This window comes from Flavobacteriaceae bacterium (assembly GCA_003443635.1).
GTDB lineage: Bacteria > Bacteroidota > Bacteroidia > Flavobacteriales > Flavobacteriaceae > AU392.
The window spans coordinates 308,791-333,822 of the sequence record CP031964.1 but is presented as its reverse complement, the minus strand read 5'-3'; the positions used below and the strand labels follow the sequence as shown (position 1 = coordinate 333,822).

Below are 25,032 nucleotides of genomic sequence, written 5' to 3'. Positions count from 1 at the left end.
GAAAAAAAAGTACTTGTTCGAAAAACACAATATTAGTATTCTATTATTAATATTACTTATGTTTTTCCCTGTTTTTAACACAGCACCTCAATCTATCGTCTTTATCGTTTTTTTAATTAGCTCAATTTTTTTTTATAAAAACACTTTTTTTGTAAGAATCAATAATAGGAATTTATGGAAAACATATTTTCTAATCACAGGGTTTATCTGGTTTTCAGCAATCACTTTTTTTTGGTCAGATGATAAAGTAGTTTTTTTAAAAGAAATTCGTCCTACTATTGCTATATTCATTATACCTTTTATTTTTTTATTTTTTATACCAAACCTCAAGCAGAAAGATAAATTAAAAATCTATTTAGGATTTATAATATGTATGGTTATTTATTCTTTTATGTGGTTTCATCATCATGTAGAAGGGGTAAGTATCTATCAAGAAAAAGTTTTAAATGAAATACCAATTAGAGATTTTTCTTTAATAGATAAATTAAACTATTTTAAATTAAAAACTTATAAGGGATGGATTAGTGGAATAGCAAATAGGGGAAATGAAATAGGCGACAATTCATTTTTTAAACATTACACTTATATATCTGCTTATCTCATAACGTCAATTTTATTATGTATTGTATTAATAAAAAATGAATTGAATAAATTGAAAATTGTTTTTATTAGCATACTAATTTCATATTTTCTAATTTTCTTAATTTACCTACCTTCTGCTGTTAATAAAGCTTTTCTGTTTTTTGTATTTCTTTTTGCTGTTTTTCAATTGATTAAATCAAATAAATGGAGGATAATTGTATTCCTTTGTTTTTTATTTTTAGGCGGATTAGCTTATAAGGAGAGAATAATTAGATTATATAAAGATCTAGATAAGTGGGAAATTGTAAGTGAACGATATAGAAATTACGATGGAAGAAGAGTTATAGATTATTTAAGATATACGATTATGAATTGTTCGTTTGAAAAAATTAAAGAATACCCTCTTGTGGGTATTGGACTTGGAGATTATCAGAAACATTTATCAGAATGCCTTGTTGAAAGTGATCCTAAAAACCAAATTAATCATAATCAAGAATATAATACTCATTCCCAATATTTACATTATCTATTAATAGGCGGTGTAATTAATATTACTTTGTTCCTTGTTTGTATTCTGTTTTTTGTAACGAAAGCTATAAAATCAAAAAACACTCTTCTTTTTCTCTTTATGCTATTGATGTTTTTAAATTTTGGGTTTGAAAGTTATTTAAATAGAATATGGGGGGTTTTGTTTTTTGTGCTTTTTAGTATGATAATTCCTAATTGGAAAGAAATTAAAGAATATGATAATGATTTTGATGCATGAAAAAGTTTATAAAAAGAAGGATTTCTAAAAACTTATTCATCAGTTTTATTATTCAGGGATTTTATACTATACTTTCGCCTTTATCTATGATTTTATTGGCACGTGTTTTAGGACCAGATGAATTTGGTGTCTTTGCTTTTACTATTTCAATCGTAACGATTTTATCAATTATTTCTGAATTAGGGCTACCTACAGTAATTACTAGATTTGGGACAATCTATTTTATGAAAAACAAAATGGAGTTATACAAAGGCCTTCTTAAATTTTCAAACAGTAGAATACTATTTGGATCTTTTTTGTTAGTATCAATAGTATTAATTTTATATTTTTTTGATTTAATTAATGAAGAATACGGACTTACTTTAGTCGTTGGTTTGCCTCTTATCTTTCTATTTGCTTTATCTAGAGTAAGATCATCTATTTTAACTTCAATTAATAAAGTGAATTTAGCACAATTGCCAGAAATGATTGTTAGGCCAATTCTTTTAATATTTTTTGTGTTATTAATATATTATTATGGAAAAATTTCAGCCTTTAATTCGGTTCTTATTTATGTTTTTATTAATGCTGTAGTTTATTTATTTGGTCAATCTCTAGTTGACAGGAATACTAGAAAGTTTAAATTGAAAAGAATAATATCAGCATTTGAAAAAAACAAATGGACACAGGTAGCATTTCCACTTTTTTTATTGGGGGGGATACAAATTTTAGGAGCACAATCAGATGTATTTTTGCTTGGACTATTGTCAGATAGTAATGATATAGGAGTTTTTAAATCAATGTATCAAATAAGCTTGTTAGTTATATTCTCATTAAGTGCAATAAATGCAATATGTACTCCTTTAATTGTAGAGAACTTTGAAAAAAACAGATATAAAGAATTAAAAAAGTTATTAGTAAATTTCTGTGGGATTAATTTTATTTTAGCAATCTTAATAGGATTTCCTTTTTTCTTTTTTGGAGAATTTTTTATTGAGTTAATCTACGGAGAAGAATATATAATAGGGTATAAATGTTTACAGATTTTAATTATTGGTAGAATAATAAATACAACATTTGGAGTATCAAATCAATTTTTAAAAATGATTGGAGAAGAAAAACAAGCAACTAAAGGTATTCTTTTAGGAGTTATTTTGGCAATCCTTTTAAATGTTATTTTAATACCAACGTATGGAATTATCGGTGCAGCAATTGCATCATCAATAGCATTAATAACTTGGAATGTTTATTTGTTTTTGCTTTTGAGAAAAAAATTAAATCATTACAATAAGATTGTATGAATTTTGTCATTGTTAATATCATATTAATTGTTGTTGTATTATTTCAAGGAAAGGAAAGTTTTTTAAATGAGATGTGGGTTTTTTACACAATCCATTATATAACTTTATTTTTACATATCTTTTTTCAGATTAACAAAAAATGTAATTATTTATTTATTGCTTTTTCCCCTATAGTATTATCATTTATTTACACTGGAGTATTTTTTACTTTGGGGTCATATGTGATCCCGAGAGGATATGGGTTCTTTTTAATTCCATATGAAACATTTCCTGAAATTGATAACTTAAACTATTATACAATATATCTATTTGTAACAAATATTTTAATTTTATTTTTTTGGAATTTTTTAATTAATAAGAAAGTAAAAACAATTGAAAAGAAATTGAATGCTCAAGAATGGATGAGCTTTAAATATTCTAATTTTATTTTTTTTTGTATATTATTTTTACTGTTAAGTTTTACAAAACTTTCCTTTTTAGGAAGTATTTCTGGTGTTTTTTTATATCCATTCAAATTTATCACTATAATTGGTTTAGTATTAGTTTCCATATCACTTTCCATTAGAAAAAAAATTGCGCTGTATGTTTTATTAATGATACTTGTATCGATATATCATTATCATAGTAAAAGAGAAATAATATTAGTTCTATTTGCTATAATATTTTTAGAATTTCTATATAATAAACTAAAATTAAAACTGTCCTTTAAAACTTTTAGTATTATGCTAATATTAGCAGGAGTAATGTGTTATTCGATCCTTGCAGCTTCTATATTAAGAGGATATGGGGGTTATAAACTTAATAATAAATTTGAAGCATTTCTTAAAGTTCCAGATTATATTCAGAAGGATTATTTTCTAGATGTTGCAGTCGCAAACTTTGAAATAAACTATATGTTTGGAAATACTATTTTATGTATGAATTTAGTAGAAAATGGCAAACTCCCATTGCAATATGGGAGTAGTTATTTTAAATTTTTATTTTCTCCAATACCAAGGTCTATATGGAAAAACAAGCCAGACGGAATTATTTTAAAATATAGTTATGCATTAGATCCAAATTATAAAAAGATTGGACAGAGTATGCCTGTAGTACATTATGGAGAAGGGTTTGTTAACTTTTATTGGCTAGGGTTTATTGTGGCTACATTAATAATTGTTGTATTTGAATATCTATATTGGTGTATAATTGAAACAAATTGGAAAAGTATTTTTAATTGGAAATTTGTGTTTTTTATTTATATAAATTGTATAATTTTTCAATATATAAGAGGTTCAGGATTCGATTTATTTATGCTTTACGTTACCGCATCATTACCTATGATATTGTTTATTAAATTACTAAAAAGATAACTTATGTCTTCTAAGAAAAAAGTAATAATATTTCTCCATGAAATTCAACATTATAGAGTTCCTGTTTTTAGAATCATTACTGATGTTTTTGAATTAACTTTGGTTACGGATAGAAAAGATCAAATAGACTTGTATAAGAATGAACCTTTCATTACTCGTTATATTCCAATTAATAAAATAGGCCCTTTTATTATTCATAAACAAAATATTCATAGAATAGCATCTAATTTCGATATTGCTATAGGATTAATGAATTTAAGATGTATAGATATTATGCTTTTACCTTTTAATTTATTTTTAAAAACAAAAATAATTTATTGGGGCATTGGTGTTTCGGCATCTTATACAAAAAATTTTGATGCTAATAATAATTTAGATTTTTTAAGGTTTTATTTATTTAATCGAGCGAATGCTTTAATTTTTTATACAAGCTATCCTATTAAAAAATATGTAAATCGTAATATAAAAAGAGAAAAACTATTCATTGCAAATAATACAGTAGAAGTTTTCCAAACTAAAAATATAATTGAAGATAAAAAAAAGAATTTCCTATTTATAGGTTCATTATACCCTCAAAAAGGAATAAATGAACTATTAGAAGCATATTTATCTGCATATAGAAAAGTAGGGAATTCTCTTAATAAATTAATTATTGTTGGAAAAGGATCTGAATATAGAAGGATAGAAAAATTTATAGTTGAAAACAAACTTACTAATCAAATATATCTTGAAGGAGCGATATATGATCAAAAAAAACTAAAAAAATATTTTTTAGAATCTATTTTATGCATTTCGCCGAAACAAGCTGGATTATCTGTGTTAATGAGTATGGGATATTCTCTCTGTTTTTTGACTAATAAAAATGCAATTACAGGAGGGGAAATACTAAATATAACTCATGATCAAACAGGTTTGATATATCATGATCAAGAAGAACTGGTGAGTTACCTTATCGAAGCTCATAATAATCCTAAAAGATTTATTGTTATTGGCAGATCTGCAAAAAACTATTATGATACCGAAAGAAAGCCTAAACAAATGGCAAATGGTATCATAGATGCTTTAAAATATGTGATAAAATGAATATAATAATAACAAAAGGAGATAGTTGCACAGATCACGTTCGTGTAAAGAAATTTATCAAATATTTTGATGAAAAAGAATTTAATATCACATTTTTTTGCTGGTTAAGGGAAAGAGAAAAAGCTAATCAATATACACGAGAAACATTTATTTTTAAAGGGGGTGGGTATGCAAATAACAAATTGTTGTTTTTATACCCTATATGGATTATAAAACTGTTTTGTAAGTTATTATTCAATGTAAAAAATTCAAATAAAAACGTAATATTCACGATCGATTTTGATAGCGCTATTGCAGTATATTTTTTCACTTTTTTGAAACCTAAAGTAAAATATATATATGATGTACATGATGATTTCTCATTGAGATATAGTTTTCCAAAAATAATTAAAAAAGTAATAGAATGGTTTGATAGAAAAGTAAAAGAAAGAGCTTTTAAAGTAATTCATGTTGATGACAATAGAGTTAGAATGGGGGATAATAATTATGAAATCATATACAACTCGCAAGATGATTATTATGAAGATAAACCAATAGAATTGATGACTGAGATTGAGAGAGAGTTTGCTTTTACTGGTCTTATAGGATATACAAGAGGAGTTGCTTCGGTATATGAATTTGCAAAAAAAAACAAAGATGTTACATTTATTGTTGCGGGAAAAGTTATTGATCATGAAGGAGAAAAGTTTATAAGACTTCCTAATGTTGAATTTCTGGGTTATATATCTCAAGAAAAATTGTTCAAAAGAATAAAAAATTGTCTAGGAATATTTTCGTTATATGATACTTCCAATAAAATTAATATTTTGGCGGCATCAAACAAGTTGTATGATTCTATCATGTTAGGAGTTCCAGTAATTGTTAACAAAGGAATAGAAGCTGAAAAATTCGTAAAAAAGTATAATGTAGGTTCTATTGTGAGTTTTGATTATAATGAAACGTGGAGTAGATTATTAAGCGTTAATACAAGTGAGTACAATCAAATAAGAATGCATGGACGGGAAATTTATATCAATGAGTATTCTTTTAAGAAGAACATAACAGATAAGATGAATAAAATTGTTGAAGAATTATATAATTATGAAAAATAAAATCTTACTAATCACAGGAGGCACAGGTTCCTTTGGAAATGCTGTACTAAACAGGTTTTTGCATACAGATCATTTTAATGAAATACGAATTTTTTCAAGAGATGAAAAAAAACAAGATGAATTAAGAAGACGTTTAGGAAATCCAAAAGTGAAATTCTATATAGGGGACGTAAGAGATTATAGATCTGTAGAAACTGCTGTAAGAGGTGTAGATTATATTTTTCATGCAGCAGCATTAAAACAAGTTCCTTCTTGCGAATTTTTTCCTGTAGAGGCAGTAAAGACTAATGTTTTAGGTACAGAAAATGTGCTAGAAGCTGCTATTAAGAATAACGTGAAAAATGTGGTTGTTTTAAGTACAGATAAAGCTGTATATCCAATTAATGCCATGGGAATTTCTAAAGCAATGATGGAAAAAGTTTTAGTTGCTAAATCACGAAATGCTGGAGATACTATAATTTCTGGAACGCGTTATGGAAATGTAATGGCATCTAGAGGTTCTGTAATTCCATTATTTGTTGAACAAATTAAAAATAAAGAAGACTTGACGATTACAGATCCTAGTATGACTCGTTTTATGATGACACTTGAAGATGCGGTTGATTTAGTGTTATTTGCCTTCGAGAATGCAAATGCTGGAGATATGTTTGTGCAAAAAGCTCCTGCAGCTACCGTAGAAACATTAGCAAAAACTTTGGTTGAGATGTATGAAGGAAGTAGTAAATTAAAAGTTATAGGAACTCGCCATGGAGAAAAGCTATACGAATCATTACTTACAAGAGAAGAAAAAGTAAAAGCCCAAGATATGGGAGATTATTATAGAATACCGGCTGATAACAGGGATCTTAATTATGCAAACTATTTTTCTGAAGGAGAAATAGATATGAATAAAATAGAGGATTATCACTCGCATAACACAGAACGCTTAGATATTGAGAGTATGAAAAAATTACTTTTAAAACTTTCTTTTATTAAAGAAGATGTTGGACAAGGTTAAAATAGAAAATCAACCTGAACTAATTGTTGGTGGAAATTATGTTGATGAAAGAGGGCGGTTAGATTTTATCAATGATTTGGACATGTCTTTAATCAAACGAGTATATTTTACAACTCATTTTGACACAAACGTTGTCAGGGCTTGGCAAGGGCATAAAATAGAATCTCGTTGGTTTATTTGTGTAAAAGGAAACTTTACGGTTAAATTGATTGCAATAGATGATTGGGAGAATCCATCAAAAGATTTGAAAACGAGTAATTATATCTTATCTGCTAATAAGCCGGCAGTTTTATATATTCCTTCAGGTTATGTTAATGGTTTTAAGGCTTTAGAACAAAATTCAAAACTTATGATAATGTCAGATTATGGGCTTAATGAAATTGAAAATGATCAGGTTAGATTTGATCAAAACAAATGGACCAAATGGGACAACTAATAAAAGTTGGAATCACAGGACAAGGTGGTTTCATGGGAAGTCACTTATACAACTTCTTAGGTACAAAAACAGAAGAAATAGAACGTATTAGTTTTCAAAGAAACTACTTTGAAAACGAAGCTGAGCTACAAAACTTTGTGAAATCATGTGATGTTATTGTACACATTGCTGCAATGAATCGTCATGAAGATCAGCAAGTTATCTATGATACAAATGTTGATTTAGTACACAAATTAGTAAGTGCTTGTGAAGCAACAAACTCTACACCAAAAATCATCTTTTCATCGTCTACACAAGAAGAAAGAGACAATCTATACGGAAAGTCAAAGCGTGATGGAAGACAACATCTAGAAAACTGGGCAACAAATCATGGAGGAAAAGTAGCTTCGTTGATTATTCCAAATGTATTTGGATCTTTTGGAAAACCTTTCTACAACTCGTTCATTGCCACATTTTCGCATCAAATAGTGCAAGGAGAACAACCAACAGTGATTAATGATAGTACAGTAAACTTAATTTACATCAATGAACTATCAGAAGCTTTCTATAATGAAATTGTTAAGCAAGACTCAGAAAATATACAATCGTATGTAGTACCACATACATCATCACGTAAAGTATCTGAAATTTTAGGATTGCTAAAAGATTTCAAAACACAATACGTAGATAACGGACAAGTGCCAAAAGTAGATTTAAACTCATTTGAATTAGACTTATTTAATACGTTTACGAGTTTTATCCCTAAAGATTATTTTCCAAGAAAATTCACAAAACATTCAGATGATCGTGGAGCATTTGTAGAAATAATGCGAGCAGGTTCGGCAGGACAATCATCGTATTCAACAACAGTTCCAGGCGTTACACGTGGAAATCATTATCACACCCGAAAAATAGAACGCTTTGCTGTCATTAGTGGAAAAGCATCTATTCGACTCCGTAAAATTGATTCAGATGAAGTTTTTGAATACATACTTGATGGAGCAGAACCAGCGTATGTTGACATGCCAATTTGGTATACGCATAACATTAAAAATATTGGCGACACAGAATTAATAACACTATTTTGGATCAACGAACCATACAATCCAGAAGATGCAGATACCTATTTTGTAAAAGTATAATAACGATACAATGAAAAAACTAAAAGTAGTAACGGTTGTAGGAACACGACCAGAGATTATTAGATTGTCGTGCACGTTAATTGCATTAGACAAAAATGACGCTATCGAACATGTTTTAGTTCATACAGGACAAAACTATGACTATGAATTAAACGAAATATTCTTTGAAGATTTAGGGCTTAGGAAACCAGATCATTTCTTAGAAGCTGCTGGGAGAAATGCCACGGAAACTGTTGGAAACATTTTAATCAAAATTGATCCTATCTTAGAACAAGAAAACCCAGATGCATTCTTAGTATTAGGAGATACAAACTCTTGCTTATGTGCAATTCCAGCCAAAAAACGTAAAATTCCTGTATTTCATATGGAAGCTGGAAACCGTTGTTTTGATCAAAGAGTGCCAGAAGAAGCAAACCGTAAGATTGTAGATCACGTATCAGATATCAATCTTACGTATAGTAGCATTGCTCGTGAATATTTATTACGCGAAGGGTTATCGCCTAATAGAGTTATCAAAACAGGAAGTCCAATGTATGAAGTACTTCATAAATTCTTATCAAAAATTGAAGCTTCAGATGTATTAGACAAACTAGGTTTAGAAAAACATAAATTCTTTGTAGTATCATCACACAGAGAAGAAAACATTAACAATCCAAAAAACTTCAAAGGATTAATTGATTCATTAAATCAAATTGCAGAGATATACGAATATCCAATCATTGTTTCTACACATCCAAGAACAAGAAACATGTTGAACGATAAAGATATGAAAACGCATGAAAATATTCAATTCTTAAAACCGCTTGGGTTTTCAGACTACAATGCATTACAAATGCATTCGTTTGCTGTGCTATCTGATTCAGGAACTATTTCGGAAGAATCATCAATCTTAAACTTTCATGCACTAAATATTCGCGAAGCACACGAACGTCCAGAAGCAATGGAAGAAGCCTCAGTAATGATGGTAGGATTAAATCCTGAACGTATAATGCAAGGACTAGCTGCATTAAATGTACAAGAAAGAAGTCCAAAAAGAAACTTTAGAGAAGTATACGACTACTCTATGCCAAATGTGAGTGAGAAAATGGTGCGAATTATCCTTTCATATACAGATTATGTCAACAGAGTCGTTTGGAGTAAATACTAAAAAACACATATGGCTAGTTTCGGAACTATTTTATCCAGAAACCATTTCTACTGGATATATCATGACCGAAATAGCAAAATCATTGGCTAAAGACTACCAAGTTTCGGTAGTCTGTGGCCCTGAATTCTATGAGGGAAAAGATGAAAAAGTTGAGGTGAAGCGGTTGCCAAACATCAACATTTATAGAATTCAATCCAAAGGATACAATAAAAATAGCTTCATATCGCGTATCATAGGTCATCTAAAAGTTACCTATAAAATGCTACGACTTATGAAGAAAAAAATGCCAAAAGGTGCGGAAGTACTTATGGTAACAAATCCTGTATTGCTATTAGTGTTAACAAGCTTTGCTGCAAAAAAAAGAAACTGGAAAATGAACGTATTAGTTCATGATGTGTTTCCAGAAAATCTAGTTATTTCAGGATTCTTAAAATCGAATAAATCATTTGCTTTCGGAATCATGGAGCGCATCTTTAACAGCGCCTTTAAAAAAATGGATACCTTGATTGTGCTTGGGCGCGATATGCAAAAACTCTTTGAGCAGAAAAAAAATAGCAAAGAAGGAATTACAATTATTGAAAACTGGGCAGATACAGAGAACATTTCGATTCGACCAATTCCAGAAACATCTAAAAAGAAACTACTCTTTGCTGGAAACATGGGGCGTTTGCAAGGTCTAGAAATTCTACTTGAAGCCTTAAAAAAGACGGAAAACGAACCGTATACATTTACGTTTATCGGAAATGGGGCGTTGGAAAATGATATAAAAGCTTTCATGACCAACGAAAAAACTACACACATTGAAAAGCATGGTTGGATTCCTCGTGAAGAACAAGACAAATTCATGGCAGATACGACTATTGGTGTCGTAACGCTTAAAAAAGATATGTATGGTTTAGGAGTTCCTTCTAAATTTTACAATCTATTAGCAGCAGGAAAACCAATTTTCTATATTGGAGATATCAATTCGGAAGTGCATTTAGTATTACAACAACATGAAATTGGTTGGTTTGCTGAAGCGGGTAATTTGGAAGAAATTTCAGCAACAATAACCAAAATTGTGAATACGGATACTTCCGAAATTAAAAAGTGTTCGGAAAATGCGAGAGCCTTGGCTGAAAGTGAATATAGTAAAGAAATTATTCTGAATAAATTCAATAATCTATTTAGAAGTTAATAGAAGACAAATTTCTCAATACAAAACGCAATGAAAGTATTAGTTACAGGAGCTTCAGGATTTTTAGGAAAACACGTTTTGCATGAGTTAGAACGTTTGCAATACGAGGTTGATACTATTGGAAGAAGTGATTCAGCAACAATTACAGCTGATATTTCCAAAGAAGTACCTTCGCTTTCAAAACAATACGATTTGATCATTCATGTAGCAGGAAAAGCACATGTAGTTCCGAAAACAGAAGCCGAAAAGAAAGAATTCTACGATGTAAATCTAACTGGAACTCAAAATCTATTAGGAGCTTTGCAAAAAGTGCCAAATTATTTCGTTTTTATCAGTACAGTTTCTGTATATGGACTAAATTTTGGAGATAATATTGCAGAAAATGCACCATTAAATGCGATTGAACCTTATGGTAAAAGTAAAATAATGGCAGAAGCAATGGTTGCTGAGTGGGGAAAAACAAAAAACATAACAACAACCATTTTACGATTGCCATTACTTTTTGGAATCAATCCGCCAGGAAACCTAAAATCGATGATCAATGCAATTCGAAAAAAGTATTATTTTAACATCGGAAAAGGAGCTGTGCGAAAGTCAATGGTGTTTGCAAGTGATGTAGCGGAATTTATTCCTACAATTATGAAAACAGGAGGAATCTATAACCTTACAGATGGCTATCATCCTTCTTTTAAAGAATTATCAGATAGAATTGCAGATTTCCTCAAACTAAAAAAACCAATTGCTATTCCACATTTTATAGTTTGGTGTATGGCAATGGTTGGTGAAGTCATTCAAAAGGCGACTGGAAAAAAAATGCCGATAAACAAAAGGCAGTTTACGAAAATGACCAAGCCGTTGACATTTAATGACAAAAAAGCACGTTCTTTAGGGTGGTGTCCTAAGGTAATTATTAAAAATAAAGATAAATGGCTTTCCTAAAGCAATATGAAAATTGGTTTTCTAGAACATTTATAATCTTCTTTATCCTATTCTTTTTATTTCAACCATTATATAAAATAGAATTTTTACAGTTTAGTGAATTAAGAATAAGAGCTGTTTTGAAGATTGTATTTTTATTTTTTTTACTAGTTTCGATTATTTTATTAGGAGCGAAAAAGCAAGTTGTTTTCTTAGGGCTAGGCATGTTTTTGTGCTTTATTTTTGGACAGCTTTTTTTAAATGATAAGTTTACGATATTTAATAAAAATATATTTTTAGAAGAATTAGTAGCAGGAGATATATATATAGGGATTAAATATCTATTTATTTTTGTAGTAGTAGCAGTAGTTGAAAAAATTAAACACAAAGAAAAACTGGTAAAGAATATAATAGATGTTTTCAATAAGATTATTATAATAAATACGATTTTTATTATAGTAGGTTTGCTTTTTTCAATAGATGATTTTAGATCATATCCTCAGTCGTCATTAAGATTTGGAAATCAAGGCTTATTGGATTTAGCAGGAGAATCTTTGTTTGTATATATTATAGCAGTAATTATAAATTATTTTAGATATATAAAAACAAAGAATGTTATTATGTTAATTGTTTCTATAATGGGAGCTGTTTTGTTAGGTAAAAAAGCAGTTTTTTTATTTTTAAGTATACTTTTATTAATTCATTTATGGTATTTAAATAAAAAAACGATTTTAAATGTAATTTTATTATTAAGTAGTGTTTTTATTTTTTTTGCTGATTCATTGATGAAACTTGTTGCAAGTGTATCACCTTTTTGGAAAATTATCTATGAAAGATATGGATTGGTTTCTACTATATTTTCAAGAAGAGATGTGCTGTTAATGGATGTATTGGATTATATTGGGGAACATTGGTATTATTTAAACTATTTATTCGGAGGAATTGATTATTTTAATAAAAGAAGTGAGTTTGGTTTTTTCGACTTATTTTTGGCGTTTGGTATTATTGGATTCTTAATTTACGTTATTTTTTTGAAACAATATTTTTTAAAAGACCAGGAAAAAGTTGTTGTTTACTTAATTTTAGCATTATTATTTGTTGAAGCTTTATCAGGAGGACTTTTTATTAATGTAGTACCAATGGTTTTATTTTATCTAATGGCACAGTATTTAAAAAATAATAATATTAATGAAGCAAAAAATATATTTAACAGTAACAGCTCATCCAGATGATGAAATATTAGGTTTTGGAGCAAGCTCTTATACATTAACAAAACAAGGCCATAAAGTGTACAACTGTATATTATCAGGAAATGTTAATGCTAGACAATTTAGACCAGAAATAGAAGATTTGTATAATCATACTTGTGAGGCACAAAAAATAATTGGTGCAGAACCACCAATATTAGGTGATTTTCCTAATATAAAGTTTAATACGGTTCCTCATTTGGATCTAGTTCAGTATATAGAAAAAGTTGTAGAGAAGATACAGCCAGATTTTATATTCACTCATCATCCATCAGATTTGAATGATGATCATTTGTGTGTATCTAGAGCTTGTCAAGTTGCAGCTAGATTGTTCCAACGAAGAAAGGAGATTAAACCAATTAAAGGGTTGTATTTTATGGAAATACTATCTTCAACAGATTGGTCATTTCCAACAAATGTATCTCCTTTTTTACCCAATACATTTATTGCGGTAGGAAAAGAAGGTGTGAAAAAAAAAATAGCATCATTAGAAGCATATAAAGGAGTAATGAGGCCATACCCACACCCTAGATCTAATGAAGTTTTAGAAGGGTTAGCAGCTCTAAGGGGAGGTCAGTCAGGAAAGGTTTATGCTGAAGCTTTTCAAGCTGTTTTTCAAATCTTAGATTAGATATGTATTTATTTATTAAGAGAGCATCAGATATATTATTGGCAATACTTTTAATACTATTACTAGTTCCTATTTATCTTATAATTGCTTTTGTTATTTTTGTACAAGATTTTGAGATTCCTATTTTTAAACAAATAAGAATAGGTAAAAATGGAAAAGGTTTTATGTTTTATAAATTTAGAAGTATGCCTTTAAATACTCCTAATGTAGAATCTCATGAGAAGAGTAAATTAAGAATTACTCCTTTTGGAAAATTAATAAGAAGAACTAATTTAGATGAACTTCCTCAGTTTTTTAATGTCCTAAAGGGTGATATGAGTTTTATAGGCCCAAGACCTCCAATAGCTTCTCAAGTTAATTTAATTAGATTAAGAAAAGAGAATAAGGCACTAAGCTTAAGGCCAGGATTATCAGGTTGGGCACAGGTTCACTCATATGATAATATGTCAGAAGAAGAAAAGGCAAAATTTGACGGAGAGTATGCCGATAAGATTTCGTTAAAAATGGATCTATTAATTTTGTTTAAAACAGCAATATACTTTACTAAAAAACCTCCAACATATTAATATGAAATTTGCATTTGTTACTTGTGTTCAAATAGGCCTAAGCTGTATGGAAGCCATTTACAATATAGGCGGTAAGTTAGATTTAATTATTAGTATTCCTGATGAAAAATCAAAAAAGAAGTCAGGAAGAATATATGTTGATGATTTTGCCGAAAAAAATAGTATTCCAGTAATAAAATCAAATCATATAAATGATTCTGAGGCTATTGAAGCAATTAAAGTTCATAACATAGATTGGCTATTTATTATTGGATGGTCACAAATTGCTTCAAAAGAAGTCATTGAAACTCCAAATTTAGGAGCAATAGGAGCTCACCCTACATTGTTGCCCGTAGGAAGGGGAAGAGCTGCAATACCTTGGGCTATAATAAAAGGCTTAGATAAAACAGGTGTTTCATTTTTTAAAATGGATGAAGGCGTTGATACGGGTTTAATTCTTGGACAGGAAGAAGTGCCAATAAATATAGATGAAACAGCTCTAACGTTATATAATAAAATAAACAAAGCCCACGAAACTCTTATTAAAAGATTGTTTACTGATATACAAAATAATAAAATTAAAGGAACTATTCAAGATGAATCAAAGGCCACATATTGGGAAGGAAGGAAGCCTAAAGATGGAGAGCTTTTGTTAACAATGACAGTAAATGAAACTGATAGATTAGTTAGAGCTACAACAAAACCATATCCGGGAGCTTTTATAATAAGAGATAATCAAAAAGTAATAATATGGAAAGGTTTTAAGTCAAATAAAAAACTAGAAAGCAATATCTTTCACGAAATTATATTAGAAGATGGATTTTTCTATGCAACAAATTATGAAGTAAGAGATATTACTTCTATAAAATAAATAAGAGTTGACTCGAGTTGAAAAAAATATAAAACGCGTATTTGATGTTTTTTTTTCATTCATTGGATTAATACTATTAGGATGGGTTATATTGTTAGTAGCAGTAATCTCTAAAATTTTTATAAAAGGAAAAGGGTTTTTTAAACAAAAGCGAATTGGACAATATGGTAAAGAATTTATTATATACAAAATAGAAACAATTCATCCAGAAGAAGCTAAAAAAGAGAACCCATATATATCAGAATTCGGTCAATTTATTCGTAAATATAAAATAGATGAATTTCCACAATTATGGAATGTCTTGGAAGGAACAATGAGTTTTGTAGGCCCAAGGCCAGATCTTCCAGAATACTTAGATATGTTGGAAGAAAAAGCAAAAGTAATACTAAACATAAAACCTGGAATTACTGGACCTGCGACATTGTATTATAGAAATGAAGAGAAATTATTGAATTTACAAAAAAAACCGAAAGAATATAATAAAGAAGTTATTTGGCCACAAAAAGTAGCAATGAATACCAAATATATTAATGAATATAGTTTTGTAAAAGATATTTATTATATATATAAAACACTATTTTCATAACTATGTTAAGAATAGCACTTTCTAAATCACATTTAAGTGGATACGAATTGCCCTATATAAAGAAAGCTTTTGATAATAATCAAATTTCTATATATGGAGAAAATTTATCTGGTTTTGAAAATGACTTAGAAGAATATTTACAAAAAGAATCTCATATTAGTTGTACAATATCTGGTACGGCTGCAATCCATTTAGCACTCATTCTTTCTGGTGTTGAAAAAGGAGATGAAGTATTATGTCAAAGTATGACATATTCGGCATCAGCTAATCCAATTTTATATCAAGGTGCTCATCCCGTATTTATAGGTAGTGAAAAAAACACTTGGAATATGTGTCCTGAATATTTAGAAGAAGCAATTAAAGATCGAATTTCTAAAGGTAAAAAACCTAAAGCAATTATTGTTGTGCATTTATACGGTATGCCAGCTAGAATGGACGAAATAGTAGAGATTACTAAAAGATATGAAATTCTATTAATAGAAGATGCTGCCGAAGCATTAGGTTCTACTTATAAAGGAAGGAAATGTGGAACTTTTGGAGATTTTGGAATATTATCATTTAATGGGAATAAAATAATTACTACCTCTGGAGGAGGGGCTTTAATTTGTAAAAATGAAAAGCTAAAAAATAGAGCAATTTTTTTAGCAACACAGGCAAAAGACAATGCAGTACATTACCAACATTCTGAAATTGGATATAATTATAGAATGAATAATGTAATTGCTGGTATTGGAAGAGGCCAAATGAAAGTTTTAGATGAATATGTTAAATTAAGAAGAAATAACCATGAATTTTATGCTAAATTTTTTAAAAATATAAACGGAATTACTGTTTTTAAAGAACCAAATGAAGATTATTTTTCTAACCATTGGTTAAATTGCATTATAATAGATGAAAAAAAACTGAATCTATCTAGAGAAGATATGCGATTGGGATTATTGAAAAGAAATATAGAATCAAGACCTTTATGGAAACCAATGCATTTACAACCTGTTTTTAAAAAAGTAAAGTTTTATGGGAGTAATGTGTCTGAACAGCTTTTTAATATAGGACTATGCTTGCCTTCTGGATCTAATCTTTCAGAAAGTGACAAGGATTATATAACTAAAGTGTTAAATTTGCTATGCTTTAGATAAACTGATGGAAAAAATAAAAGAAATTATTAAGCTAGTATTAAAGCGTACACTATTTAAATTCGGTATTGAAAACGTTGGTTATCTACCTAGATGGATTGTATTATTCTGGGATGTTCAAATTGTTTTCTTTTCACTAATTACTTCAGGTTTTATTACAAATGATTTTTCATTCATATTCTTTAATAGATATTTTTTAATACCATTGTTAGTAGGTCTAATTATAACTACAGGTTGCTTTTTTCTCTTTAAGACATACGTAGGTTTAATAAGACATTCAAGTTATATTGATGCAGTAAAATTACTTTTAGCTTCTGTTTCTTCAGCAGGAATGCTCATTGTAATAAATTTTTTATACTATAAATTTTTTGACGAATTTTTATATAGTTCAATATTTTTAATATTATTCTTTTTATGCTTATTTGTCGGTCTGTTTTTTTATAGGGTTGTTGCAAAACAAATCTATTCTCGATTTTTACTTCAAGATACTTCTGATGTTGAAAAAGTATTTATTTTAGGTGTTTCTCAAAACACAATTTCTTTAGCGGTAGCTATAGAAAATGAATATCCTAGACGATTTAAAGTAATGGGTTTTTTAGAAAAAGAAAAATCAAATAGCAATAAAAGAGTTCTTGGATTACCAATAATTTATTTAAAAAGAAAAATATACGTAATAATAAGAGCTTATCAAGGAACGGGCTTAATTGTCTTAGAAGATGATTTAAGAGATCATGAAAAAATACAGATGATAGACAATTGTATAGAACATAATATTAAAATATACAGATCTCCTTCAATTTCTGAAATGGATAGTAATAGTGGAATAAATGAGAGCATCCAAAATATTCAGATAGAAGACTTATTAGAGCGTGAGCCAATAGAAATTAACAACAACGAAATATTAAATTTAATAGAAAATAAAACAGTTTTTGTAACAGGAGGAGCAGGTTCAATAGGCTCAGAAATTGTAAATCAATTAAGTCAGTACAAACCTAAAAAACTTGTAATTTTAGATCAAGCTGAAACACCTTTACATAGTTTAACTTTAAAAATAGAAGAAAAATATAATGATTTAAACTTTCATCCAATAATATGTGATGTTAGAAATAAAGAAAATTTAGAACACCTTTTTAATATTCATAAACCTGAAATTATATATCATTGCGCTGCTTATAAACACGTTCCTTTAATGGAAAAAAATCCCTCTGAAGCAGTTTCTGTAAATATATTAGGGACAAAGAATTTAGCAGATTTAGCTGCGAAATATAGTGCAGAGCGATTTATAATGATTTCTACAGACAAAGCTGTAAACCCTAGTAATGTTATGGGAGCCTCTAAAAGAGTTGCAGAAATATATGTACAGTCATTATATAATCATTTATCCAATAATAAAGAAAACAAAACAAAATTTATAACAACACGTTTTGGAAATGTTTTAGGGTCTAATGGATCTGTAGTACCGTTGTTTAAAAAACAAATTCAACAAGGAGGCCCGGTTACAATTACGCATCCAGATATCATAAGATACTTTATGACTATACCTGAAGCTTGTCAATTAGTTATGGAGGCGAGCTCTATGGGCGAAGGCGGCGAAATTTTTATTTTTGACATGGGTAAAGCTGTTAAAATTATTGATCTAGCTAATAAAATGATTCGTTTGGCTGGTCATACACCTAATAGAGATATAAAAATTAAAGCTATTGGATTACGTCCAGGAGAGAAATTATATGAAGAGCTATTAAATGATAAATCAATAACATTACCTACCTATCATAAAAAAATAATGATTGTTAAGGCTAACAATGATGAATATTTATCTGTAAACACAAGTGTTCAAAATATTATCGAAGAATCTAGAAGGTTAAAAGAAACAGAAATTGTAAAAAAAATAAAAGAACTAGTTCCTGAGTACAAAAGTTTAAATTCTTATTATGAGAAATTAGACAAATAAAACTTCTTTTTAAAACCTTAACTCTACATTCTTATGTTTCATTATACTTCCCTATTTTTGTTTTAACAAAAATTAATAAATGAAAATATCCGTAATAGGAACTGGTTATGTGGGTTTAGTTACAGGAACTTGCTTAGCTGAAACAGGGAATGAAGTTTTATGTATAGACATAAACGAAGATAAAGTCAAAAGGCTACAACAGGGAGAGATACCAATATACGAACCACATTTAGATGTGTTGTTTCAAAGAAATATAAAAGCAAATCGATTGCAGTTTTCAACTTCTTTAAAAGAAGGATTGGATTATGGAGATATTGTTTTTTTAGCATTACCAACCCCAGAAGGTGAAGATGGTTCTGCAGATTTATCCTATGTATTAGAAACTGCTAAACAAATAGGTAATTTAATTACGAACTATAAAGTGATTGTTGATAAAAGTACTGTCCCTGTGGGTACTGCAGAGAAGGTGAAGCAAATCATATCTGAGCAAACTAATATAGAATTTGATGTTGTATCAAACCCAGAGTTTTTACGAGAAGGATTTGCTGTAGACGATTTTTTAAAACCAGAACGTATTGTGATTGGTTCGAGCTCAGAACGAGCTACAAAGCTCATGGAAAAGTTATATAAACCATTTGTTCGTTCTGGAAATCCAATTATAATAATGGATGAAAAATCAGCTGAACTTACTAAATATGCTTCAAATGCATTTTTAGCAGCTAAAATTACTTTTATGAATGAAATTGCTAATTTTTGCGAAAGAGTTGGTGCAGATGTAGATAAAGTTAGAATGGGTATGGGATCTGATTCTCGAATAGGAAAACGATTTTTGTTTTCGGGAATAGGTTATGGAGGATCCTGTTTTCCAAAAGATGTAAAAGCACTTCATAAATCAGGAAAAGATATAGATTACGATTTCGAGATATTAAACTCAGTAATTAAAGTAAATGATACTCAAAAGAAAATATTAGTCTCTAAAATAAATGAGTTTTTTAATGATGATTTAAGTGGAAAATCACTAGCTATTTGGGGCTTGGCATTTAAGCCAGAAACCGATGATATTAGAGAAGCACCAGCATTATATATAATTAGTGAATTGTTAAAAAAAGGAGTTACACTTAATGTTTATGACCCAGAAGCAATGCCAAATGTAAAAAAGCAATTTGGGAATAAGATAAATTATATGCCTAGCATGTATAAAGCTATAGAAAATGTTGATGCATTAATTATTTGTACAGAATGGAGTATATTTAGAACACCAGATTTTAATAAATTAAAAGATGCTATGAAACGCCCTATAATTTTTGATGGACGTAATCTATATGACATTAGAGATATGGAGAACGAAACATTTTATTATAGTTCTATAGGTCGAAAAACAATTCAATTAACTTAATGAAAACTATTTTAATAACAGGAGCAGCTGGATTTTTAGGATCACATTTATGTGATCGATTTCTTCTAGAAGGTTTTTATGTTATTGGAATGGATAATTTTATTACTGGTGATAAAAAAAATATTTCTCACCTATTAAAAAACTCCAATTTTAAATTCATTAAACATGATGTAACAGAATTTATTTCTGTAGAAGAAAGGTTAGATTATATCTTGCATTTCGCATCTCCAGCAAGTCCGATTGATTATTTAAAAATCCCGATTCAAACTTTAAAAGTAGGTTCATTAGGCACTCACAATTTGTTAGGTTTGGCCAAAGCCAAAAAAGCAAGGTTGTTAATAGCGTCCACATCCGAAGTTTATGGAGATCCTTTAGTTCACCCTCAAACAGAAGATTATTATGGAAATGTAAATACTATTGGACCAAGAGGAGTTTATGATGAAGCTAAGCGCTTTCAAGAATCTATTACAATGGCATATCATCGCTTTCATGGTTTAGAGACTCGTATTGTAAGAATATTTAATACTTATGGCCCGAGAATGAGACTTAATGATGGTAGAGTTATTCCTGCGTTTATGGGGCAAGCTTTAAGAGGAGAAGATTTAACTATTTTTGGAGATGGCTCACAGACACGATCATTTTGCTATGTAGATGATCAAATAGAAGGGATCTATCGATTATTATTAAGTGATTATGTAAATCCTATAAATATAGGAAACCCTAATGAAATAACAATTAAAGATTTTGCTTTAGAAATTATAAAACTAACTAATACAGATCAAAAAATAGTATATAAAGATTTACCAATAAATGACCCTATGCAACGACAACCCGATATTACTTTAGCTAAAAAAGTTTTAAACTGGGAGCCAAAAATTGATAGAGCTGAAGGAATGAAAAAAACATTTGAATATTTTAAAAGCTTATCTAAAGAAGATCTTTATAAAAGTGATCATAAAGATTTTTCAAATCATATAAAAAGATAGGTAATTTAATTGTTTTAAGTGAATACAGTTGTTTCTATAATTATGCCCCTTTATAATTCTGAAGCATATATTTCAGAAGCAATAAATAGTGTTATAAATCAAACGTACTTAAATTGGGAATTAATTTTAATTGATGATGCTTCAACGGATAAAACTTTTAAAATTGCAGAATCTTTTATAAACGAGAATTCTAAAATAAAACTTTTAAAAAATAAAGAGAACCTAGGTGCAGCAATGTCTCGAAATAAGGGGATAGAAATTGCTAAAGGCAGTTATGTTGCATTTTTAGATGCCGACGATTTATGGAAACCTGAAAAATTGCAAGCACAACTTAGTTTTATGAAAACTGAGCATTGCGATGTTTGCTTTAGTAGCTATGAACAAATTAATGAAGATGGTACATCATTAAATAAAGAAATAAAAGCACTATCGATATTGAGTTATAAGAAGCTTTTAAAAAGTAATTATATTGGGAATTTAACAGGGGTTTATAATGTTAAATCTTTAGGTAAAATAATGGCACCTAATTTACGCAAACGTCAAGACTGGTTATTATGGTTAACCGCGATTAAAAAATCTGCTAAACCAGCTCTAGGAATTCAAGAATCATTGGCATATTATCGCGTTAGAGAAAATTCGATGTCTTCCAATAAATTTAATTTAATAAAACATAATTATTGGGTGTATAAAAAAGGCTTGGGCTTTTCTACTTTAAAATCACTATATAGAATGTTGATTTTTTTGTTTGAACACTTCTTTGTAAAATCAAAACAAACAATAATTACACATGAGAAATAAATTGCTTTAATTTACCGCTTTTAGATCGTTTTAATTTATTCTTCTTTTCGTAAGTAACAATTAACCCAGATTCAAGATATTTAATAAAGGCATTATTTATAACTTGAATTTTTTCTTCAGAAATAGTTTTTGTACTAGTATAACTCACTTTAAATGTATTAAGAGTCAACTGTTCAATTATAAATTCTTTTACATTACCATTATCTTCAATAATATTTTTAGTAATATAATAAAATGTTAATCCAGCAGCTTTTTTTCCACTAGGTAAAATAACAATGTCACTGGTGCGTCCTATCAATTTTTCAAGAATAAGTTTATGTGGGGTACTTTCTTTTGAAAGTATACCAATGTCTCCTAATTCGTATCTAATAAACGGATGTGCCTTATTGTATAAAGATGTAATAACAATCCTTCCTTCTTCTCCAAAAGGTAAAGAGTTATTATTTTTATCAAGGATTTCTATAAATAAATCTTCACTATTAATCTGCCATTCATTTTTAGGGTTTTGAAAAGCGATTAGCCCTAATTCTGCAGCACCATATTCGTTAATTATAGGACATCCAAATTGTTTTTCTAATACTGCTCTGTCATCTTCAAAAAGCATTTCAGAAGTTACAATGCAAGTTTTTAAACTCGAACAAATGGTTTTTAAAACGATATTTTTCCGTTCTAAAAATTTAGCAAATTGTACAATCGAACTTGTATAACCATTAATATAATCGAATGATGTAGATTTAAATTTTTCTAAATTTTTCTCAAATTGAGCATCACTTAAATCAAATACCGAAAACCGAAAACGTTTTCCTAAAACATCTTTTAATCGTTCTTTATAATATCCTTTTTTATTTAAAGGTATCCCATAAAAGCGTGCCTGTTTTGAGCTATCTAAATTTAAATTATACCAGTTATAGCGATCTATAAAATTAGACCAAGTTAAAGCATGGCAAAATTTATCCTTTGCAAAAATAAAAGGAGTTCCAGATGAGCCAGACGTTTTGTTAACATAAATATTTTTACTTGTAAAACCGTCAGATAAACGGTTATTTAAAGATTGTTGTAAATCCCTTTTAGTCATTACAGGGATCGAATTCCAATCAAAAGGATTTACATTTTTAGCAAACGATTTATAAAATGAATTATGTTTTAAGTGATAGTTAACAATATCTTTTTTTTGAGAATTTAAATAGCTCTCGAATTCAATTTCATTTTTCTGTTGAATTGATTCTAAAACCTGTTTGGCTTTCCGCATTGGAAAACCTTTTAGTTTTAAGGAAATATCAAATAAATTCAATTGAAATGACAGATAATATGTTTTTGTAAAATAATTATTTTTTAAACATAAAAGCAATTATTTTTGCAGCAAACAATACATTCTATGAAGATTTTAATTCTTGGTTCTGGTGGGAGAGAACATACTTTTGCTTGGAAAATCACACAAAGCCCTTTATGTACAGGGCTATTTGTTGCTCCAGGAAATTCTGGTACTGCAAGTATCGCTAAAAATATAAATTTAAGCGTGACCGATTTTGAAGGGATTAAAGCATTAGTATTATCTGAAAATATAGAAATGGTTGTTGTAGGCCCAGAAGATCCTTTAGTGAAAGGAATTCACGATTTCTTTTTAAATGATGACATTCTTAAAGAAATAGCTGTGATTGGACCTCGAAAAGCTGCTGCAGAACTAGAAGGAAGTAAAGAGTTTGCAAAGGAGTTTTTATATAGACATAATATCCCTACAGCTGCATATCAAAGTTTTAATAAAGATAATGTTGAAGAAGGCTATAAGTTTTTAGAAACTCTAAAACCGCCTTATGTATTAAAGGCAGACGGATTAGCTGCGGGCAAAGGAGTTTTAATTTTAAATAACTTAGATGAAGCTAAATCCGAGTTAAAACAAATGCTGTTGGATGCAAAGTTTGGAGTTGCGAGTACAAAAGTGGTAATTGAAGAATTTTTAGATGGAATAGAGTTAAGTTGCTTTGTGCTTACTGATGGGAAAAATTATAAAATACTACCAACAGCTAAAGATTATAAACGTATAGGTGAAGGAGATACAGGCTTAAATACAGGTGGCATGGGGGCAATTTCTCCAGTACCATTTGCAGATGAAGAGTTTATGAATAAAATAGAAGAACGTATTGTAAAACCTACAATTAATGGGCTTCAAAAAGATAATTTACCATATAAAGGATTTGTGTTTATCGGATTAATAAAGGTAGGAAATGATCCATTTGTAATTGAATATAATGTGAGAATGGGAGATCCAGAAACAGAAGTTGTATTACCGCGTTTAAAAAATGATCTGGTAGAGTTATTTAAAGCAGTATCAAATGAAACATTAAATACTGTGAAAATCGAAATAGATAAACGAGCTGCTACAACAGTAATGTTAGTTTCTGGAGGATATCCAGAATCTTACGAAAAAAGAAAGGAAATTACAGGACTAAATACTATTAATGATTCTATACCATTTCATGCTGGAGCCATATTAGAAGATAATAAGATCATAACTTCTGGAGGTCGTGTAATGGCAATTACATCTTATGGAAATAATTATGAAGAGGCCATAAAAAAATCTTATCAAACTATAGAAAATCTACATTTTGATAAGATGTATTATCGTAAAGATATTGGTTTTGATCTATAAATAAGAATGAGAAGTAATACTTTTATCTTCTTCATTATTATCATTATATCCTTTTAATTGTATCATCCAATATATAAAAGCTACTAAACCAATAATGATAAAAATAAACGAAATAGCATTTGCTCCCCACCAATTTTCTAACTCTAATGCTTTTAAAGCATCATATGGAGCAAATAAAACATTTACAAATAAATCTTGAATAGCATAAAAGAAATCTTTCATCAGTAATAATCTTATATTTATAGCGCAAAACTACATATTATTTTTTGTTTTAAATTTGAAAATAATCAA

General features: G+C 28.9%; 24 protein-coding genes. 22 read left to right on the top strand and 2 right to left on the bottom strand.

The window, feature by feature from the left end; all coding sequences use genetic code 11:
- Positions 1–58: 58 nt before the first annotated feature.
- The 21 genes from D1817_01495 (at position 59) to D1817_01395 (ending at position 22,094) form a co-directional block, all read left to right on the top strand.
- Positions 59–1,348 carry a hypothetical protein gene (locus tag D1817_01495; protein AXT18585.1) on the top strand — a complete coding sequence of 430 codons (1,290 nt, stop codon included), beginning with the start codon at positions 59–61 and terminating at the stop codon, positions 1,346–1,348.
- On the top strand, positions 1,345–2,628 hold the full coding sequence (locus tag D1817_01490) for a flippase (GenBank protein ID AXT18584.1): 1,284 nt from the start codon (positions 1,345–1,347) through the stop codon (positions 2,626–2,628). The genes D1817_01495 and D1817_01490 overlap by 4 nt, the downstream gene beginning before the upstream one ends.
- Positions 2,625–3,980 (top strand): hypothetical protein, encoded by a 1,356-nt coding sequence (locus D1817_01485; protein AXT18583.1) that lies wholly within the window; start codon positions 2,625–2,627, stop codon positions 3,978–3,980. The genes D1817_01490 and D1817_01485 overlap by 4 nt, the downstream gene beginning before the upstream one ends.
- Positions 3,981–3,983: 3 nt before the next feature.
- Positions 3,984–5,063, top strand: a complete 1,080-nt coding sequence (locus D1817_01480; protein AXT18582.1) for a glycosyltransferase — start codon at positions 3,984–3,986, stop codon at positions 5,061–5,063.
- Positions 5,060–6,154 carry a hypothetical protein gene (locus tag D1817_01475; protein ID AXT18581.1) on the top strand — a complete coding sequence of 365 codons (1,095 nt, stop codon included), beginning with the start codon at positions 5,060–5,062 and terminating at the stop codon, positions 6,152–6,154. The genes D1817_01480 and D1817_01475 overlap by 4 nt, the downstream gene beginning before the upstream one ends.
- Positions 6,144–7,151 carry an NAD-dependent epimerase/dehydratase family protein gene (locus D1817_01470; GenBank protein AXT18580.1) on the top strand — a complete coding sequence of 336 codons (1,008 nt, stop codon included), beginning with the start codon at positions 6,144–6,146 and terminating at the stop codon, positions 7,149–7,151. The genes D1817_01475 and D1817_01470 overlap by 11 nt, the downstream gene beginning before the upstream one ends.
- Positions 7,135–7,587: a hypothetical protein gene (locus tag D1817_01465; GenBank protein ID AXT18579.1), complete on the top strand. Its 453-nt coding sequence runs from the start codon at positions 7,135–7,137 to the stop codon at positions 7,585–7,587. Before D1817_01470 ends, D1817_01465 begins: the two co-directional genes overlap by 17 nt.
- The gene (locus D1817_01460) at positions 7,575–8,708 is read left to right on the top strand and encodes an NAD-dependent epimerase/dehydratase family protein (GenBank protein AXT18578.1); all 1,134 of its coding nucleotides are present in this window, start codon (positions 7,575–7,577) and stop codon (positions 8,706–8,708) included. The genes D1817_01465 and D1817_01460 overlap by 13 nt, the downstream gene beginning before the upstream one ends.
- A gap of 10 nt (positions 8,709–8,718) precedes the next feature.
- Positions 8,719–9,855 (top strand): UDP-N-acetylglucosamine 2-epimerase (non-hydrolyzing), encoded by a 1,137-nt coding sequence (locus tag D1817_01455; protein AXT18577.1) that lies wholly within the window; start codon positions 8,719–8,721, stop codon positions 9,853–9,855.
- Complete coding sequence (locus D1817_01450; protein AXT18576.1) at positions 9,824–11,032, top strand: glycosyltransferase WbuB; 1,209 nt, start codon at positions 9,824–9,826, stop codon at positions 11,030–11,032. The genes D1817_01455 and D1817_01450 overlap by 32 nt, the downstream gene beginning before the upstream one ends.
- A 30-nt stretch (positions 11,033–11,062) precedes the next feature.
- Positions 11,063–11,971, top strand: coding sequence for an NAD(P)-dependent oxidoreductase (locus D1817_01445; protein AXT18575.1), 909 nt, complete (start codon positions 11,063–11,065; stop codon positions 11,969–11,971).
- On the top strand, positions 11,959–13,182 hold the full coding sequence (locus D1817_01440; protein ID AXT18574.1) for a hypothetical protein: 1,224 nt from the start codon (positions 11,959–11,961) through the stop codon (positions 13,180–13,182). Before D1817_01445 ends, D1817_01440 begins: the two co-directional genes overlap by 13 nt.
- A complete protein-coding gene (locus D1817_01435) occupies positions 13,139–13,828 on the top strand; it encodes a PIG-L family deacetylase (GenBank protein ID AXT18573.1) in 690 nt (229 codons plus the stop codon). Before D1817_01440 ends, D1817_01435 begins: the two co-directional genes overlap by 44 nt.
- A gap of 2 nt (positions 13,829–13,830) precedes the next feature.
- The gene (locus D1817_01430) at positions 13,831–14,394 is read left to right on the top strand and encodes a sugar transferase (GenBank protein ID AXT18572.1); all 564 of its coding nucleotides are present in this window, start codon (positions 13,831–13,833) and stop codon (positions 14,392–14,394) included.
- Position 14,395: 1 nt separating this feature from the next.
- Positions 14,396–15,244: a methionyl-tRNA formyltransferase gene (locus D1817_01425; protein ID AXT18571.1), complete on the top strand. Its 849-nt coding sequence runs from the start codon at positions 14,396–14,398 to the stop codon at positions 15,242–15,244.
- A gap of 7 nt (positions 15,245–15,251) precedes the next feature.
- A complete protein-coding gene (locus D1817_01420) occupies positions 15,252–15,830 on the top strand; it encodes a sugar transferase (GenBank protein ID AXT18570.1) in 579 nt (192 codons plus the stop codon).
- 2 nt (positions 15,831–15,832) lie between these two features.
- The gene (locus D1817_01415; protein AXT18569.1) at positions 15,833–16,966 is read left to right on the top strand and encodes an aminotransferase class I/II-fold pyridoxal phosphate-dependent enzyme; all 1,134 of its coding nucleotides are present in this window, start codon (positions 15,833–15,835) and stop codon (positions 16,964–16,966) included.
- A gap of 4 nt (positions 16,967–16,970) precedes the next feature.
- Complete coding sequence (locus D1817_01410; protein ID AXT18568.1) at positions 16,971–18,914, top strand: polysaccharide biosynthesis protein; 1,944 nt, start codon at positions 16,971–16,973, stop codon at positions 18,912–18,914.
- Between the two features lie 79 nt (positions 18,915–18,993).
- Entirely contained in the window at positions 18,994–20,310 is a 1,317-nt protein-coding gene (locus tag D1817_01405) for a UDP-glucose/GDP-mannose dehydrogenase family protein (protein AXT18567.1), read from the top strand.
- Positions 20,310–21,296, top strand: coding sequence for an SDR family oxidoreductase (locus D1817_01400; GenBank protein ID AXT18566.1), 987 nt, complete (start codon positions 20,310–20,312; stop codon positions 21,294–21,296). The genes D1817_01405 and D1817_01400 overlap by 1 nt, the downstream gene beginning before the upstream one ends.
- Positions 21,297–21,314: 18 nt before the next feature.
- Complete coding sequence (locus D1817_01395; GenBank protein AXT18565.1) at positions 21,315–22,094, top strand: glycosyltransferase family 2 protein; 780 nt, start codon at positions 21,315–21,317, stop codon at positions 22,092–22,094.
- Here D1817_01395 and D1817_01390 read toward each other — a convergent pair.
- On the bottom strand, positions 22,078–23,385 hold the full coding sequence (locus D1817_01390; protein AXT18564.1) for a phenylacetate--CoA ligase family protein: 1,308 nt from the start codon (positions 23,383–23,385) through the stop codon (positions 22,078–22,080). The two genes, D1817_01395 and D1817_01390, sit on opposite strands and share 17 nt — an antisense overlap.
- A gap of 84 nt (positions 23,386–23,469) precedes the next feature.
- Here D1817_01390 and D1817_01385 point away from each other — a divergent pair, with 84 nt between their 5' ends.
- Entirely contained in the window at positions 23,470–24,741 is a 1,272-nt protein-coding gene (locus D1817_01385) for a phosphoribosylamine--glycine ligase (protein AXT18563.1), read from the top strand.
- Here the strand turns inward: D1817_01385 and D1817_01380 are convergent.
- Positions 24,736–24,963: a uracil phosphoribosyltransferase gene (locus D1817_01380; GenBank protein ID AXT18562.1), complete on the bottom strand. Its 228-nt coding sequence runs from the start codon at positions 24,961–24,963 to the stop codon at positions 24,736–24,738. The genes D1817_01385 and D1817_01380 overlap by 6 nt on opposite strands.
- Positions 24,964–25,032 lie beyond the last annotated feature (69 nt).

Excerpts from the sequence above, each read along its gene's own strand:
- D1817_01495 (AXT18585.1), top strand. The coding sequence starts at position 59 with ATGTTTTTCCCTGTTTTTAACACAGCACCTCAATCTATCGTCTTTATC.
- D1817_01490 (AXT18584.1), top strand. The coding sequence starts at position 1,345 with ATGAAAAAGTTTATAAAAAGAAGGATTTCTAAAAACTTATTCATCAGT.
- D1817_01485 (AXT18583.1), top strand. The coding sequence starts at position 2,625 with ATGAATTTTGTCATTGTTAATATCATATTAATTGTTGTTGTATTATTT.
- D1817_01480 (AXT18582.1), top strand. The coding sequence starts at position 3,984 with ATGTCTTCTAAGAAAAAAGTAATAATATTTCTCCATGAAATTCAACAT.
- D1817_01475 (AXT18581.1), top strand. The coding sequence starts at position 5,060 with ATGAATATAATAATAACAAAAGGAGATAGTTGCACAGATCACGTTCGT.
- D1817_01470 (AXT18580.1), top strand. The coding sequence starts at position 6,144 with ATGAAAAATAAAATCTTACTAATCACAGGAGGCACAGGTTCCTTTGGA.
- D1817_01465 (AXT18579.1), top strand. The coding sequence starts at position 7,135 with ATGTTGGACAAGGTTAAAATAGAAAATCAACCTGAACTAATTGTTGGT.
- D1817_01460 (AXT18578.1), top strand. The coding sequence starts at position 7,575 with ATGGGACAACTAATAAAAGTTGGAATCACAGGACAAGGTGGTTTCATG.
- D1817_01455 (AXT18577.1), top strand. The coding sequence starts at position 8,719 with ATGAAAAAACTAAAAGTAGTAACGGTTGTAGGAACACGACCAGAGATT.
- D1817_01450 (AXT18576.1), top strand. The coding sequence starts at position 9,824 with ATGTCAACAGAGTCGTTTGGAGTAAATACTAAAAAACACATATGGCTA.
- D1817_01445 (AXT18575.1), top strand. The coding sequence starts at position 11,063 with ATGAAAGTATTAGTTACAGGAGCTTCAGGATTTTTAGGAAAACACGTT.
- D1817_01440 (AXT18574.1), top strand. The coding sequence starts at position 11,959 with ATGGCTTTCCTAAAGCAATATGAAAATTGGTTTTCTAGAACATTTATA.
- D1817_01435 (AXT18573.1), top strand. The coding sequence starts at position 13,139 with ATGAAGCAAAAAATATATTTAACAGTAACAGCTCATCCAGATGATGAA.
- D1817_01430 (AXT18572.1), top strand. The coding sequence starts at position 13,831 with ATGTATTTATTTATTAAGAGAGCATCAGATATATTATTGGCAATACTT.
- D1817_01425 (AXT18571.1), top strand. The coding sequence starts at position 14,396 with ATGAAATTTGCATTTGTTACTTGTGTTCAAATAGGCCTAAGCTGTATG.
- D1817_01415 (AXT18569.1), top strand. The coding sequence starts at position 15,833 with ATGTTAAGAATAGCACTTTCTAAATCACATTTAAGTGGATACGAATTG.
- D1817_01410 (AXT18568.1), top strand. The coding sequence starts at position 16,971 with ATGGAAAAAATAAAAGAAATTATTAAGCTAGTATTAAAGCGTACACTA.
- D1817_01405 (AXT18567.1), top strand. The coding sequence starts at position 18,994 with ATGAAAATATCCGTAATAGGAACTGGTTATGTGGGTTTAGTTACAGGA.
- D1817_01400 (AXT18566.1), top strand. The coding sequence starts at position 20,310 with ATGAAAACTATTTTAATAACAGGAGCAGCTGGATTTTTAGGATCACAT.
- D1817_01385 (AXT18563.1), top strand. The coding sequence starts at position 23,470 with ATGAAGATTTTAATTCTTGGTTCTGGTGGGAGAGAACATACTTTTGCT.
- D1817_01380 (AXT18562.1), bottom strand. The coding sequence starts at position 24,963 with ATGAAAGATTTCTTTTATGCTATTCAAGATTTATTTGTAAATGTTTTA.